Below are 15,336 nucleotides of genomic sequence, written 5' to 3'. Positions count from 1 at the left end.
CTACTGGTGTTATTACTATTATTTTTTTCGTTAATGACGAATCATTCGTTCTGCCAAGGTATTTCCTTTTGGTGCTATCCCATATAATTCCGATCTTTTATCAAGTCGACCAATTTCTGATTGAACATACCTGGCTCCCGCCCATCGCAATGGCTCCGGAACCCATTTTGCTGAAGAATGTTGAACCATCGGCAAGTTAGTAAGGGAAGATTTTTTCTCAAAAATAAGATCCGTGAGAATCCGGCCAGCCAAATTAGCGGTAGAAACACCTTGACCAAAGTATCCAAAAATTTTGGCCACTCGGGTTTGCTGATTAAACTGAATGTTGGGGGTCCAGTCACTTGTAACCCCAATTGGTCCTCCCCAAGCATGGGTGAACTGATTGACGGAAACCGAAGGGAACCATTTTATGACCCTTTGCTTTAACCAGTCAATGACGGAATCATGAGTGTCAAATGAATCCTTTATTTTTGAAGCATAACGGTAGCGGCCCGCATTACCGAGTCCAAATAAAATTCGGCCATTAGCAGTTCGTTGGAGATAATCTTGACCTAATGTGTTTGACCCAACTGCCTCCCGATTTTCCCAACCAATAGAAGACCATTGAGCCTCTGATAAAGGTTCAGTTACTACCATTGATGAGTACATCGGAATAATATGGCGGCGAAATAGAGTCATTTGACTAAGATATGCCTCTCCCGCAATTACGACTGCTAAATTAGCGGTTACAGTCCCACTCCTAGTCATTAATTTCGGAGGATTTGACGAGTGACCTTCTTTAAAGTCTACTACCTCCGTTTGTTCATATATTTTTACTCCTCTCTCCTCAAGTATTCTAGCCAATTGCCTAGCTAATTTTGCAGGATGAAGAACGGCTGATACCTTAGTGAGAATACTGCCTTTAAGTCCATTAGCATTTATTCGGTCCTTTGTTTCGCCTCTGTTTAGAAGTTGATAGTACTCCTCTAAACCAAGTTTCTGAAACGTTTTCATTTCATTTTCAAATTGAAAGAGTAAATGTTCTCCCATTGACACCTTCATAAATCCGGATTTTTTCCAATCTACTTTCATCTTTTCTTCCTGAATAACACGTTCCATTTCATTTACAGAAGCATACATTGTTAAAAGTAATTCTCTAGCAGCCACCTCACCATACCGTTCAATAGCTACTTCAGGAGTTAATGAAAATTTCGGTGAACACCAGCCTGCATTTCTGCCAGAAGCACCAAAACCGGTAATATGCTTCTCAATAATCACTATTTTTAAGGACGGATCTTGAAGTAATAAATAATAGCCAGTCCATAAACCTGTGAATCCTGCTCCCAATATTGCAATGTCAGCAGTTATTTCCTCATTCAAACTTGGTCTAGGGCTTAAATCATCATCGCTGCTTTCAAGCCAGAAACTCCTTGAAGCATAGTATTTTACTAAACCAGAACTGTCATCTACCACTTTAAACACCTCAATGAATATTAGGTCAAATTAATTCCTTCACTCTTTACAGATGAAATTTCTTTTTTCTCGGGAATTGCCAAACTAACTATTACTCCTCCTATTAATGCTAGGATTAATGTTGCTCCACGGGATGTCACTATTCCTTCAAGAGGTGTATTGATCCAAATAATGGTACCAATAAAACCTGTAAGAAGTGCAGCAATAACACCAGCCCCGGACATACGTTTCCAAAAGAATGTTAAAAGAATGGCAGCGGCAAAACTGTTTCCTACACCTGCCCATGCCCAGCCAATTACTACATATATTAACGATTTAGACATGAGACCGATGACCAAACCAATTAAACCAACAACCGATACTGAAATACGCGAAATCAATACTAATTGTTTCTCATTTAATTTCAGCCCCATAACCTTGTGTAAAATATCCTCACTTATGGAGGTGGAGACGACTAATAATTGAGAAGAGGCTGTTGACATAATGGCAGCAAGAATACCTGCAAGTAATATTCCAACTAACCACCCAGGAAGTAATTCAGTCAGCATAAATGGTAATATCATTTCAACGTTTTTAACTCCACCTGATCCGTACAAGGTCAACCCTGTAATACCAATCAAAAATGCTCCTCCATATGCTAAAACTCCCCAGAGAATCGCTGCATTTCTACCGATTTTCGCATCCTTTTCATTTCTTAACGCCATAAATCTTGCACTAATATGTGGCTGGCCTCCCAAATAACCGAGAGCCCATGATAAGTTTGTATAAATAAGAAGCCCAATTCCTAACCCAGTTAATCCACCTGTCCAAGAGGAAGCACCATTTCCAGCTTGAACAAGTGCATCGGTAATGGATAGGTCTAAAGAACCGATTTTAAACAAGGCAACAATCGGCAGAACAACGAGCGTGGCAACCATTAAAATAGCTTGAATTGCATCCGTCCATACAACCGATAAGAACCCTCCTAGACATGAATATACGACGACAACAACTGCGACAATTAGGATGCCAACTATTGGTTTAATCCCCATCGTTTGTTCCAAAGTCTGACCTGTACCGCCAAATTGGGTCCCTACATATAGAGTAAAAAAAGGAATGATAATTATTGCCCCTATCCCTCTTATAATATTGGCGTGTTTTGGAAATCTAGCTGATAAATAGTCTGGAAGAGTCATCGCATTATACTTTATTCTCTCCTGCATAAATTTTTTTGCTAAAAATAACCATGAAATTATAATTCCCACTAACATCCCGATAAACAACCATACACTAGAAAGTCCAGTCGAAAAAGCAAACCCCGTAGCTCCAAGCAGTAACCAGGCAGACGCTTCTGTGGATCTTTCCGAAAAAGCCAAGGCCCAACCGGGAATTTTATCCCCCCCAAGGTGGTAATCTTTATATCCCAACTCTTTGCGGCTAAAATAGACTCCAATTCCAATCATAGCCACAAAGTAAATAATTAGTTCAACTAGAACAATCTTATCCATACTATGCCAGCCCCTTTTCCAATTTTTCTTCATCGTTCAAAAGACTATTGATTAAAAAGAAGGTATTTCTGCACTTAGACTATTCATAATAATCAGAATATTAATTTTGTAATTATTCGCTTTTTACTTTATAAAAGCTAACATTGATGTTTTTAACAATGGGGCGTTTGTAATAGATGAAACATCTATCTTATTTAAAACAGATGTTTCATCTTAAATTGACTATAGTTTGTTCCAATTGGCTGGGTATAAAGAAAATAGAAAGGTTCCTTGGGACACAGCCTCATAAACAATTGGTGACCCCTTTTCTATGAAAAATGAATCGCCCTCCTTTCCAACCATGTTTTCTCCATTTGATTCGATTATTATTTCACCTTCAGTTACATACAATATTTCATCGTAACGGACAGTCCAGGGAAATCTACACTTCTCTATCTTTACCATTCCGCCGCCAAGAGTAGGAGAAAGTTCATCTGTTACAAACCGAGCGATTTTCGCCTCACCAGTTCCGATTGTTCCTGCTAATGTTTCAAAAAAATAGCCCTTTTCTTCTAATAATTTGACACCCATCAAATTCCTCCTTTTCTACCAACCGCCATACGCAACCCATCCACCATCGACATTGTAAATGGAACCTGTTACATAACTTGATTCATCTGATGCTAAAAATAATACAACGTCTGCCACTTCTTTTGTCGTACCAAAACGATTTAATGGTGTACGTCTGATTACATCTTCATCCCCATACCCGCCAGCGTCCTGATCGGTTTCATCTAAAGGCGTTTTAATATAAGCAGGAGCTACACCATTGACACGAATATTTTTTTCTGCCCATTCCACAGCCAAGACTTTCGTTAACCCATTCATCGCAAACTTTGTTGAACTATACGCCGCTCTCATAGGGACACAGACTTGACCATAAACAGATGTGATATTAATGATGGATCCCCCATTCCCTTGCATATACTTGGCCGCTTCTTGACAGCCGAAGAATGTACCCGTCAGATTTGTATCTATTACAGTCCGCCAATCTTCCTCACTTAATTCAATAGACGGACCAATCCGATTGACTCCTGCATTATTTACGACTACATCAATCCCACCGTACTTTTGAACAGTTTTATCCATCAGTGCAACCACCGATTGCTTGTTGGACATATCTGCAGCGATAGCGTATACGTCGTATCCTTTTTCTTTAAGGGCTGCAGCAGTCTTGTCAGCACGTTCTAGGCTTCTTGAATTCACGACAACTTTGGCACCTTCTTGCGCAAATCGTTCGGCGATTGCTTCACCAATTCCCATACTTGAACCTGTTACAATACAAACCTTATCTTTTAAACGCAATTGGATCACACTCCAGGATTATTTTTTTAATTAAAGATAGAAACCTGTTTCCGTAATTGTTTCGCTTTTCCAACACTCTCAATCCTTCTTTCTGCAAATAAATCGGCAGCTTTGTAGGTTGGAATATTTTCAGCTTTTGAGATATGGATTAAGTCTCTCATCGTTTCATAGATTCGTTTGACAGAATTGATCCCTCTTTGTTCATTAAATCCACCCGGTTTGATTCGATCTGTATCAAAAATCGTTCCACCTGCATTGGCAATATAATCAGGAGCATAAAGGATACCTAATTCATCTAAAAAGTTACCATGCTTCTCTTCCGCTAGCTGGTTATTTGCAGACCCAGCAACAATCGAACATTTTAACTCACCTAGTGAACGGTCATTGATTACCTTTCCAAGTGCACAAGGCGAATAAATATCTACATCCAATGCATGTATCCTCTCAACTGACTCTATAGTAGTTCCAAACTCATCGGCTACTTCCTGAACCCTCTTATTATCAATATCTGCAATCGTGATATCGGCTCCTTCTTGCGCAAGGTATTTAACCAGATGATAACCAACATTTCCAACACCTTGAACCGCAATTCGTACACCTTCAAGACTTTCCGTTCCAAGTTTCTCCTTAGAGCAAGCCTTTATTGCTTGGTATACACCCAGTGCTGTATAAGGCGAAATTTCTCCCGCACCGCCAAATTCTCGTGGAAGTGTAACGACATAAGGCGTTTCCGACCGGATGGTTTCCATATCTCTTAACGTCGTACCTACATCTTGCCCAGTTATATATAATCCATTTAAGCGATTTATAAAGCGCCCAAATGCCCTAAACAATGCTTCACTTTTTTGCTTTTTGGGATCGCCAATTATCACCGCTTTTCCACCGCCAAGGTCCACTCCAGCTGCTGCATACTTATAAGTCATTCCCTTACCGAGCCTAAGGGCATCCTCGATTGCATCCCATTCGTTTTGATAGGTCCACATTCTTAAGCCGCCCGTTGCTGGTCCCAACGTTGTGTCATGTATGCAAACCACACCCTTAAGACCCGTTTCGTTATCGTTAAAAAAGAATAGATTTTCATAATTGTATTTTTCTAAGTACTCATAGATTTTGCCTTCCATTTCTCCACCTCAAATTTCATTAGTTTAATAGAACTAAATAATTCTTGCTTTTAGATATGAAACAATATCACTATCGACAACTTTTTGTTGCTGATATCTAGCCGTATCCTTTTTATTCTGCCAGAGTACTCCAGCTGTAAACGGATTTTCAGAGAGTAAAGAAACAAACTCTGGGCTTGTTTCCGCCGGACGATCTTGATAGGTAATTCTCTTTTTGTAAAAATCGTACCCTTGTGCTTTATTAAAAACGACACACGGGCTAAAAACATTTATTAAGGAAAATCCATCATGTTGAATACCCTTAATAATTAAATCTTCCAAATGTTTAATGTCACCAGAAAAGCCTTGGCCGATGAAAGTAGCCCCGGATGACCATGCTAATAATAGCGGATTTATGGGCTGATCAAGATTTCCCTCGGGTGAAGTCGATGATTCATATCCCAATGGACTTGTTGGTGATGTTTGACCCTTTGTATTTCCATAAACCGAATTATCCATAACAATATAAGTGACAGGTAAGTTCCTTCTGGCTGCATGAACTAGATGCCCTACCCCTATTCCATATCCATCACCATCACCACCTGCTGATATTACCGTTAATTCAGGTCTTGAGGATTTAATCCCAAGTGCAGTTGGTAAGGTTCTCCCATGAGTAGTATGGATTGAATATCCTCCAAAGTAATGAGATATTTTTCCGCTGCAGCCGATTCCCGAAACAAGGACCGAATTTTCAGGACTTATACTTAATTTTGCTAATGCTCCTTGGATTCCCCTCAATACTCCAAAGTCTCCACATCCGGGACACCAAGTCGGCGTATTACCATTGGAGAAATCCTTTGCAGTTAATGTTGCAGACATTTTATCCCCCCCCCTAATTTGTCAGATTACTTGTAACTTCGTTTAAAATGGTAAAGATTTCTTCATTAAATTCTTTGTCAGTAAAGTGTTCACCATCAAACCTTAAAAGTGAATGAACTTCTTTATTCTCTAACCCAGGTTTTAAAATAGTTCGTATTTGGGCTTTAGCATTATACTCTGCGACAACAATTCTCTTGGAATTTTTCAATGCTACTGTTAATTCTTCCTTTGGTAAAGGAGCAAGCTGACGTATGAGCAAGCCTTGATAAACACTAGGGTTATCCTTTACAAAGTTTTCAATTAATTCTCCCATTGCCCCTGTTCCAATGATAGTAATTGGGGCGTCTTTATCACCGATTGTGGAGAAGGGTCTATTATATCGAATGGAGTTAGCCTTATTTAACCTTCTGATATGCAATGTACTTCGAACCTTTTTAAAGTCAGGTTCCATTAAGCCTCTTTCATCATGCTCATCTCCACTGGCTACGTATGCTCCACCTTTTACCCCAGGAACAGTTCGAAGTGGAGGAGAACTGCCTACTGCTTCAAATCTTTTATAAGTTCCTTCAATTTGTGATTCTAAAATAGTAGGTCCACGGTCGATTTCAACAGACCTGATAGCGCTTTCAACTTTTTCCCATGGAATGGATATCTTCCTAAGTGCAAGATCTAAATCTAATGCAATAATCACGGGGCATTGATAATATTCTGAGAGGTTGAGTGCTTCTTGAATTGTGACGATACAATCTAACACACTTGTTGGGGTGAGTAGGATACGGGCAAATTCCCCATGTCCTGCATTCATAAGGTGTAATAAATCACTTTGTTCGGTTTTGGTTGGCATTCCAGTTGAAGGTCCACCGCGTTGATTATCTACTAACACCAGTGGGATTTCTGTTGCCGCTGCATAACCCAACCCTTCGGTCATTAACGCTAATCCAGGTCCACTAGTTGCAACAAATGTACGTTTACCGGCATAACTGCATCCTAATGCAGCATGGATTGCTGCTATCTCATCTTCTACCTGAAAGGTTCCTCCCCCTAAAGGCGGCAGCCACTTTGAGAAGTTCTCCAATATTTCGGAAGCTGGAGTTATTGGATATCCGTAATAATACCTTACATCTGCGGCAATTCCCCCAAGGCATAATGCATCATTTCCAGAGATGGTTACATTTTCAATCCCAAGGTCGATTAATGGTTCACCAGATAAAACTGTTAATCCCAATTGATAACCTGCCTCGAATAAATCGGTATTTTTCTCCTTTTTAAATTTCATTTCCACCTCTTTCAATACCTGTTGATACGGAATACCTAGATGTCCACATATAATCCCTAAAGACCAAACGTTAAATCCAAGTTTAGGAGGATTTTCTTGATGCTCACTTGGTATGCTCTTAACATTATTAGGACCAAATATCATGGACTTATCTTTTAACCTGGATAAATACCGATCGACACCTTCATCGGTCCAAACAATGGCCAAATCGATTTCTTCCATTCTTGGCGGGGATTCAGTTTCAAACTTATCGGCAATATAAATCTCAAAAGAAGTATTTCCACCACGAATGATGGTTGAAAAATCACGCCAATTTCGATGAGTATATCCAAGGGATTCAATAACTTTTGAAAGGATTTCACCGGCAGTTTCAACCCCCTGACCCGTTAATCCAAATAGTGCTATACTTTTCAAAAAATTTCCTCCTTTTGCAATGATATTATCTAGCGTTGATATATAATATCTGATATATTAGATATTAATACCAATAATTTTAGTTGTCAATAATTTCTGAAAATAAAATATATTTTTATATATGGAGGAAATGAATATGATAAATGCTGCTTTCGATAACCGTAATTTAAATGAAAAGATTTATTACTTTTTGAGGAATAAAATAGTAAATAATGAATTACCACCGGGGACAAGAATTGATTATAATGAAATCGCAAATGAGTTGGGTGTCAGTAAAACTCCTGTGAGAGACGCATTGCAACTACTCTCTCAAGATGGTTTAGTGGATGTAAAAAGCAGGTCTGGCACATTTGTTAGTCAACCAAATGTAAAAGACATTGAGGAAATATATGAAGTAAGAAAAGCGCTGGAAAGGCATGCAATAAAATTATCAATGACAAATATGCCGCGCTCAATTATAGAAAAAATTTATCAAAATGTCCTGGAAGTTGATCACGATATCGATTCAGGGGACTTCAACTCCTTTTTTCAGTCCGATAGAAATCTTCACAAAACCCTAATAACCTATTCAGGAAACAACCGCTTAATAAAAATGATGGAGTCACTTGAAGCTCAAATTAACTGGATTGGTGTCATGATTGCTCACTCCCAGGAAAGACCGCGGCAGGCAAATAACGAACATAAAGAAATTCTAAGTGCGCTTTTAAATTCAGATATCCTTTTAGCGCAAAATCTTATGGAGGATCACATCGAAACTATTAAGCAAATGACATTGAAAGATTTTAGATAAAGAAATAAATAGGGATCAATAATTTGTTGATAAATTATATTTATTGACAAAAATAAGTACCTGACCCCCGGTGTGCTAATACATAAAGACGACGGGGAGTCAGGCATCAAAAAAAGTAAGAATAATTATATAGTTTTTCCTATATGATAGGAAGATTAGTTTTGAGGTAAAAGTCTTTTTTCCTGGAACAATTTTAACCATTTGATAAACATTTCTTCCGTGTCAATACACTCATGAAAGCCTGCTTGTCGCAGCTTAATATCAGAATATAATGGTGGATAGCGCATTTCTCTTTGCCCGTAGGCGAAGTATCGGTCGGCAAATTCTACGGACAAACCGACAAAATCTTTTATCCCCGGCGCAACAAGATTATGTTTCTCACAAATGTGTCTCCATTCTACCTCACGTTTAGGGATTTCCTCTGTTAGCGATAGAGGAACATGCTCACCCGGCTCCATACCCAAAGTTTCAGCTAAGGTGGGCCATAATGTTGACCAGACAAATACATCCCCATTTGTGATATTAAATGCTTCACCTTCTGCTTTTTCTGATTCACCTGCCCAAGCTATCGCCCGCGCGAGCAGATCAACATCGGTGGCAACAAGAATGGTTTCGACTCCACCAGGAAAATGAAGCGGCTTTCCTTCTTCCTTCAATAGAGCGGCGTACACACCAAATGCTGTAAGAAGATTCATCGGACTACCGATTGATTCACCAAAAATGACTGCGGGCCGAAAAATAGTCCAATTCCAATCCTTCCCTTTTTGTTTTTCTTTTATATAATCCTCTTGTAACCAATAGAAATTTGGTTGTTCGTACATCTCTGACTTGCCCTCACGAGCGGGGTTTTGAATCGATTTTACATGTACTCCATAAGCTTTGGCACCCTGCATTAAGGTTACATGCTTCAGGTCTTTAGAGGAACGTTCCAATGGTTCGAACACATTGCGGAGCATTCGTGAATTCGTATCAATTTGCTCCTGGTCCACCCAGCCTGAGATTAGATCATCTGGTTTTTCATATAGGGCCGAATAAACAATATGTGTAATATCATTCATACTCCCGAATACTTCCGAGCACTGCTTCTCATTATTTAAATCAACAGAGATGTGCTTTGCTCCGTAAGATTGTTCTGGTGTCCTACGAGATACAGAAATAACATTGCAATCCTCCTGGGTGCTGAAATGTTTAAGTGCCGCATGGCCAACTAGTCCGGTCGCTCCAATAATTAATACCTTTTTCCCACTCATTCTACTGTCTTCCATATCAATCTTGAATTTTCTTTAATACTCTTACACATTTTGAAGTACACTCATAAACGGTAGTGGTGGAATAGATGTAGGATCTGAAATCAAATCTAGGACAACAGAACCTTTTGTTTCAAATGCCTCTTTCAAAGCTCCTGCTATTTTCTCTGAAGAATCAACCCGGATTCCTTTAACACCACATGCCTCCGCCACTTTCGAATGGTCTACTGCTGTCAAATCGCAAGCAGATGTATTCCTTCCCCAGCGAGCGAGCTCTGCTAATTTTTGATAGGCAAGAACCTCGTTGTTGATTACTGCAACAACAACTTCTATTCCGTGACGCTTACATGTTTCAAGTTCACTCCAAACATGAGCGAAACCGCCATCACCGGCAAGACAAAAAACCTTCCTATCCGGTTGGGCTACCTTTGCCCCCATTGCCAATGGAAGACCCCAGCCCAGACCAGCTAGTCCTCTAGGAAAGATAAATTTCCGATTCCCTTTTGCTTTGATATAGTTTGCCAGCCATATGGATGAAAAAGAAGCATCAGCAACAATGATATGATCATCTGATAACTGTTTTTCAAGCTCAGCTAGGAATCTTTCTACTTTAATTGGTGAGACGTCTGTATTTTGAATTGTTTTCGCCTCTTCAATATGAGCAACTCTTGCTTTTTCAATTGTTTCTTCAATCGATGGACGTGCCTTTGTTCTTTTATCCAAACTATTTCTTAATAGTGCATTTTTTAGTGCAGTTAATGTTAGCTTCGCATCTCCTACTAACCTTAGTGATTCATAGTTTCTACCAACTTCCATTGGATCAATATCGATATGAATGATGCTTGCATCTTTTGAAAATAATGACCATGAATCTGTTCCATTCTGATTTGTTCGATTGCCAACTAATAAGATAACATCAGCAGTTTGTACCATTGGCTTTAAATATTTTGTGGCCCCACCTTTGCCCATGTAATAACCAATTGGTCCCATTGTCAACGCGTGCTCTTCATCAACCGAGCCTTTTCCCATAGTGGTAGTTGCTACCGGGATAGAGCATTCTTCCTGAATTTGTCGTAAAACATCTGTCGCACGTGATGAAATCACGCCACCACCTGCATAAATAAAAGGTCGCTCCGCATTTACAAGGAGTTTTGCTGCCTCTTCGATTCTTTCAGAATCTGCGGTGGTTCTGTCTAAAGGATAATTTCCCAGCGATGCCTTTCTTTCCGTTCTTACTGGATTTTTCTTCGTGTCAAATGTAAGATCTTTTGGGCAAAGTAAGACAGCTGGACCAGGTCTTCCACTTGCAGCCGCAGTAAAGGCCATGTCTACATAATCTTCAATTCTTGCTTCTAAAGGGATCTTTTTCACCCATTTTGCGACTCCTGAAAATAGCTTTATATGGTCAAGATCCTGAAATGAGTTTTTCTCCTCTTCTGAAATTGGGACATCGTCCACAAGTGCAACCACCGGGTGAGAAGCTTTTAAACATTCTGCTAAACCTGGAACTAATAATGTCGCTGCAGGTCCATTTTGTGCGGCTACAACGGGCACCGAACCTGAACACATCGCATAGGCTTGAGCCATGTATGAACCAGCATTCTCTTGTCTAAATCCGATTTGTTCGATTCCAAGATCTGCACATGCTAACATAATCGTTTGCGGGTTGCTTTGTCCAAATATATACTTCACACTGTTTCGCTTTAAAGCTAGAGCAAATCTCTGCGCATTTGTTAATTCCTTTATTGAATCATCCGTTTCCTTATGGGTTTCTGTTAAATTATTCATAATCTAATCTCCTTTTACCTCTCAATTCATTTATAAAAAAATATTTTTAATATGAGTGAACCAAATTAGTTACGATTAAAGACAATGAGCTTTAGTTCCGTCATCTCTTCGACAGCATATTTAATTCCTTCCCGTCCCATTCCACTTTCCTTTACACCCCCATATGGCATATTGTCGACTCTAAATGTTGGAATATCGTTGATGAGTACACCGCCTACATGAAGTTTCTCTGCTACATCAAGGGCAGTGTGGATGTTTTCTGTATAAACCCCAGCTTGTAGACCATAACGGGAATCATTCACCCTATCGACTGCCTGATCAATTGAACTATATTTTTCAATAATTACGACTGGAGCAAATACTTCTTGGCAGGAGACTTTTACTGTCGGTTTTACAGCAACGAGAACCGTTGGCTGAAGAATATTTCCTTCAACTGAACCACCCGTTTCAATCCTTGCCCCGCCATTTTGGGCTTCCTGAATCCACTCCACCACTCTTGCAGTTTCATTCGGATTAATAAGGGCAGATACATTTGTAGAAGGGTCTAGGGGATTACCTAACTTTAATTTTTTTGTCTCAGCTACAAATTTTTCAACGAAGGTATCATAAAGATTCTCATGGACGTAGATTCTTTGTAGTGAAATACATATTTGACCTTGATAGGAAAAGGCTCCCGTTACACAACGTGGAATTACCTTTTCAAGGCTTACACCGTCATCAATAATAACGGCTGCGTTGGAGCCAAGCTCAAGTGTAACACGCTTCAACCCTGCTTTATTTCGAATATCAATCCCAACTGTTGGACTTCCTGTAAAGGTAATCATTTTAATACGCCTATCTCTAACAATCTTATCTCCAATTAGACTTCCACTTCCGGTTATGATATTTAGTGCACCGGCAGGCAAGCCTGCCTCTACCAGTAATTCTCCAATGAAGAATGACGATAAAGGCGTTTGTGATGCTGGTTTTAGCACAATCGTATTGCCAGTAGCAATGGCAGGACCAATTTTATGTGCAACAAGATTCATGGGAAAATTAAATGGAGTGATTGCACCAATGACACCTAATGGCTCGTGTACTGTATACGCTATCCTTCCTTCGCCTCCTGGTGCAGCGTCTAATGGAATGGTCTCACCACTAATCCGTTTTGCTTCTTCAGCCGCAAATTTATACGTTTGAATCGTACGTGCTACTTCAACACGAGCAGCTTCAATTGGCTTTGCTGCTTCGGAAACGATTATTTCGGCTGCTTCTTCTGCTTTAGTGGTTAAAGAAACGGCTAATTTCTCCAAAATAGCGGAGCGTTGATGTGCTGCCATTTTCCCCATTACTGATCTTGCATTGTAAGCCGCTTCAATCGCCATCTCTACTTCCTCAACCGAGGCAACAGGGATTTTACTAATTTCCTCACCAGAGTAAGGTGAAATAAGGCTTTTATATTCCTTTGCTTCTACCCATTGACCATCAATAAGTAACTTCTTTTTTACCAAACTTTTAATCACTCGATTTCCTCCTTTTATTTCACCTTCAAGACAATCTTCCCAATATTCTGGTTGCTCTCCATATACCTGTGCGCATCAGCTACATCGTGCCAATCAAACACACGATCAATAATGGGAGCTAATGAGCCATTTGAAAATTTTTCTTTCGAGAAGGCCTCAAATTTACGTGTTAATTCAATTTTAAATGCAGTGGTCCTTGACCTTAGGGTTGAACCAACAAACTGTAAACGCTTCTGCAGGAATGGACCCAAATTAACATTGGAAACTTCCCGTCCCCCTAGAGATCCAACGAGTATCCATCTTCCATCGACCCCAATTGACCTAATATTTCTATCCCAGTAGGAAGCCCCAACAAAGTCAAGAATGAGCTGAACTCCCTTACCGTTCGTAACTTTCTGTACTTTTTCCGAAAAATCCGCTTCCTTATAATTTACTATGTAATTCGCCCCAAGAACTGAGCAACGCTGTAATTTTTCGTCAGAACCAGCGGTTACAATAGAAGTAGCACCTATTTCCTTTGATATCTGTATCGCAGCTGTTCCAACTCCACTAGCACCCGCATGAATAAGAACATGTTCTCCGGATGTCAATTGACCAATTTCAACAAGATTTAAATAGGCTGTTAGGAATGCTTCTGGAATCGCCGCAGCTTGTTCGAAGGACATCGTCTCTGGTATTCTCATACCCATATCAGCAGGAATAACTACCTTTTCTGCATATCCACCACCAGGTAATAAAGCTGAAACACAATCTCCTTCCTTCCAACTTGATACTCCAGTTCCCACTTTTTCTACCACCCCAGCCATTTCTAATCCAAGAATTGTTGGGGCACCGGGAGGAGGAGGATATAATCCTTTACGCTGAAGGAGATCTGCCCGATTAATGGCAGTAGCTTTGATTTTTACAAGCAATTCTCCTTCTTTAGGTATTGGTTCCTTTACATTATCTATAAAAAGATTTTGATTTCTTTCATCCACAAGTACTGCTTTCAAATGGACATCCACCTTTCATTTCATTAGTCTCCTCGCTTAATTCATGAACGTCCCACCATTAACATCGAGCGTGGCACCAGTTATATAACCCGCGTCATCAGAACACAAGAAGGATACTGCAGCAGCAACTTCTTCTTGTGTACCAAGTCGACCTAACGCGGATAACTTTACAAATTCTTCATTTTTTTCTTTGGGTACAATTTTTGCCATAGGTGACATGATTCTTCCTGGAGCAATACAGTTCGATGTAATCCCATGCGAGCCATATTCAGTTGCAATATTACGAGATAATGCTATTAAGCCACTTTTACTTGCCGCATAATGCGTTCCGGCTACCCGACTAAATGTTCTGGCTGCCTGGGAGGAGATATTCACGACTCTTCCCCAGTTATTTATCATCATCAATGGTAATGCTTCACGCGCACATAAAAATGCACCTGTCAAGTTAACCTGTAAAACTTTATTCCATTCTTCAAGTGGCATATCTATAATCTTAGTCCTTACCCCTTTTATTTTTGGTGATATTCCCGCATTATTAACCAAAATATCTAAGCGTCCATACGTTTCTTTAATTTTTGAAATAAGCAGTTTTATATCGATTTCGCTACTGACATCAACTGTGAAACTTTCAACTTGTTTCCCCTCCTCTCTTAACCGAAAAGTCTCCTGTTCCAATTTATCTTTAAGTAAGTCGGTCATTACTACCAAAGCTCCATCATTAGCTAAGCGCTCGGCGATCGCTAGCCCTATTCCCTGCGCTGCCCCGGTAACAAGTACAACTTTATTATTGGACCCCAATACATTCATCTCCTTTACGCCCACATGATTCCGAATTGCGGAATCGAATTGCGCAATTCGGTATATTAAAAATATAACACCCTTTTGAAAGCGTTGTCAATAAAATGTTAGAATATTTAAAAATATTATTCAATTTAGAGTAGCAATTAATTAATCTACTTTTCACTGGTTAAAAGCTACTAATTAAAATTTAGAAAATATAAATGATAAAAAGAACCTATTTTTGAAAATGTATATCAAAAATAGGTTCTTAAAATGATAGTTCTA

Annotated in this window: 13 protein-coding genes; 1 reads left to right on the top strand and 12 read right to left on the bottom strand. The window is 39.5% G+C overall.

Features of this window, described 5'->3' with window-relative positions:
* Positions 1 to 30: 30 nt before the first annotated feature.
* From AA980_RS20830 to AA980_RS20800, 7 genes are all read right to left on the bottom strand, one after another.
* Positions 31 to 1,452: an NAD(P)/FAD-dependent oxidoreductase gene (locus AA980_RS20830; protein ID WP_024028144.1), complete on the bottom strand. Its 1,422-nt coding sequence runs from the start codon at positions 1,450 to 1,452 to the stop codon at positions 31 to 33.
* A 20-nt stretch (positions 1,453 to 1,472) separates the two neighbouring features.
* Complete coding sequence (locus AA980_RS20825) at positions 1,473 to 2,939, bottom strand: sodium/proline symporter (RefSeq protein WP_024028145.1); 1,467 nt, start codon at positions 2,937 to 2,939, stop codon at positions 1,473 to 1,475.
* A 222-nt stretch (positions 2,940 to 3,161) separates the two neighbouring features.
* The gene (locus AA980_RS20820; RefSeq protein WP_024028146.1) at positions 3,162 to 3,509 is read right to left on the bottom strand and encodes a cupin domain-containing protein; all 348 of its coding nucleotides are present in this window, start codon (positions 3,507 to 3,509) and stop codon (positions 3,162 to 3,164) included.
* A 15-nt stretch (positions 3,510 to 3,524) separates the two neighbouring features.
* Entirely contained in the window at positions 3,525 to 4,283 is a 759-nt protein-coding gene (locus tag AA980_RS20815; RefSeq protein ID WP_024028147.1) for an SDR family NAD(P)-dependent oxidoreductase, read from the bottom strand.
* 26 nt (positions 4,284 to 4,309) lie between these two features.
* Positions 4,310 to 5,404: a Leu/Phe/Val dehydrogenase gene (locus AA980_RS20810; protein WP_024028148.1), complete on the bottom strand. Its 1,095-nt coding sequence runs from the start codon at positions 5,402 to 5,404 to the stop codon at positions 4,310 to 4,312.
* Between the two features lie 33 nt (positions 5,405 to 5,437).
* Positions 5,438 to 6,262 carry a thiamine pyrophosphate-dependent enzyme gene (locus tag AA980_RS20805; RefSeq protein ID WP_024028149.1) on the bottom strand — a complete coding sequence of 275 codons (825 nt, stop codon included), beginning with the start codon at positions 6,260 to 6,262 and terminating at the stop codon, positions 5,438 to 5,440.
* Positions 6,263 to 6,275: 13 nt separating this feature from the next.
* Positions 6,276 to 7,952 (bottom strand): 2-oxoacid:acceptor oxidoreductase family protein, encoded by a 1,677-nt coding sequence (locus AA980_RS20800; protein WP_024028150.1) that lies wholly within the window; start codon positions 7,950 to 7,952, stop codon positions 6,276 to 6,278.
* Between the two features lie 136 nt (positions 7,953 to 8,088).
* Between AA980_RS20800 and AA980_RS20795 the strand changes: the two genes are divergently transcribed.
* Positions 8,089 to 8,742 carry a GntR family transcriptional regulator gene (locus tag AA980_RS20795; protein ID WP_024028151.1) on the top strand — a complete coding sequence of 218 codons (654 nt, stop codon included), beginning with the start codon at positions 8,089 to 8,091 and terminating at the stop codon, positions 8,740 to 8,742.
* A 155-nt stretch (positions 8,743 to 8,897) separates the two neighbouring features.
* Here the strand turns inward: AA980_RS20795 and AA980_RS20790 are convergent, their stop codons facing one another.
* The 5 genes from AA980_RS20790 to AA980_RS20770 all read right to left on the bottom strand — a co-directional run bounded on the left by AA980_RS20790 (position 8,898) and on the right by AA980_RS20770 (position 15,069).
* Positions 8,898 to 9,992, bottom strand: coding sequence for an SDR family oxidoreductase (locus AA980_RS20790; protein WP_024028152.1), 1,095 nt, complete (start codon positions 9,990 to 9,992; stop codon positions 8,898 to 8,900).
* A gap of 42 nt (positions 9,993 to 10,034) precedes the next feature.
* Positions 10,035 to 11,777, bottom strand: a complete 1,743-nt coding sequence (locus tag AA980_RS20785) for an acetolactate synthase catalytic subunit (RefSeq protein ID WP_024028153.1) — start codon at positions 11,775 to 11,777, stop codon at positions 10,035 to 10,037.
* A gap of 65 nt (positions 11,778 to 11,842) precedes the next feature.
* Positions 11,843 to 13,276, bottom strand: a complete 1,434-nt coding sequence (locus AA980_RS20780) for an aldehyde dehydrogenase family protein (protein ID WP_034723915.1) — start codon at positions 13,274 to 13,276, stop codon at positions 11,843 to 11,845.
* Between the two features lie 17 nt (positions 13,277 to 13,293).
* Positions 13,294 to 14,271, bottom strand: a complete 978-nt coding sequence (locus AA980_RS20775) for an NAD(P)H-quinone oxidoreductase (RefSeq protein WP_024028155.1) — start codon at positions 14,269 to 14,271, stop codon at positions 13,294 to 13,296.
* 36 nt (positions 14,272 to 14,307) lie between these two features.
* On the bottom strand, positions 14,308 to 15,069 hold the full coding sequence (locus AA980_RS20770; RefSeq protein ID WP_053005481.1) for an SDR family NAD(P)-dependent oxidoreductase: 762 nt from the start codon (positions 15,067 to 15,069) through the stop codon (positions 14,308 to 14,310).
* Positions 15,070 to 15,336 lie beyond the last annotated feature (267 nt).

It is taken from the genome of Neobacillus vireti (assembly GCF_001026695.1).
Classification (GTDB): Bacteria; Bacillota; Bacilli; order Bacillales; family Cytobacillaceae; genus Neobacillus; species Neobacillus vireti.
This window is presented reverse-complemented; position numbering and strand designations above follow the sequence as displayed.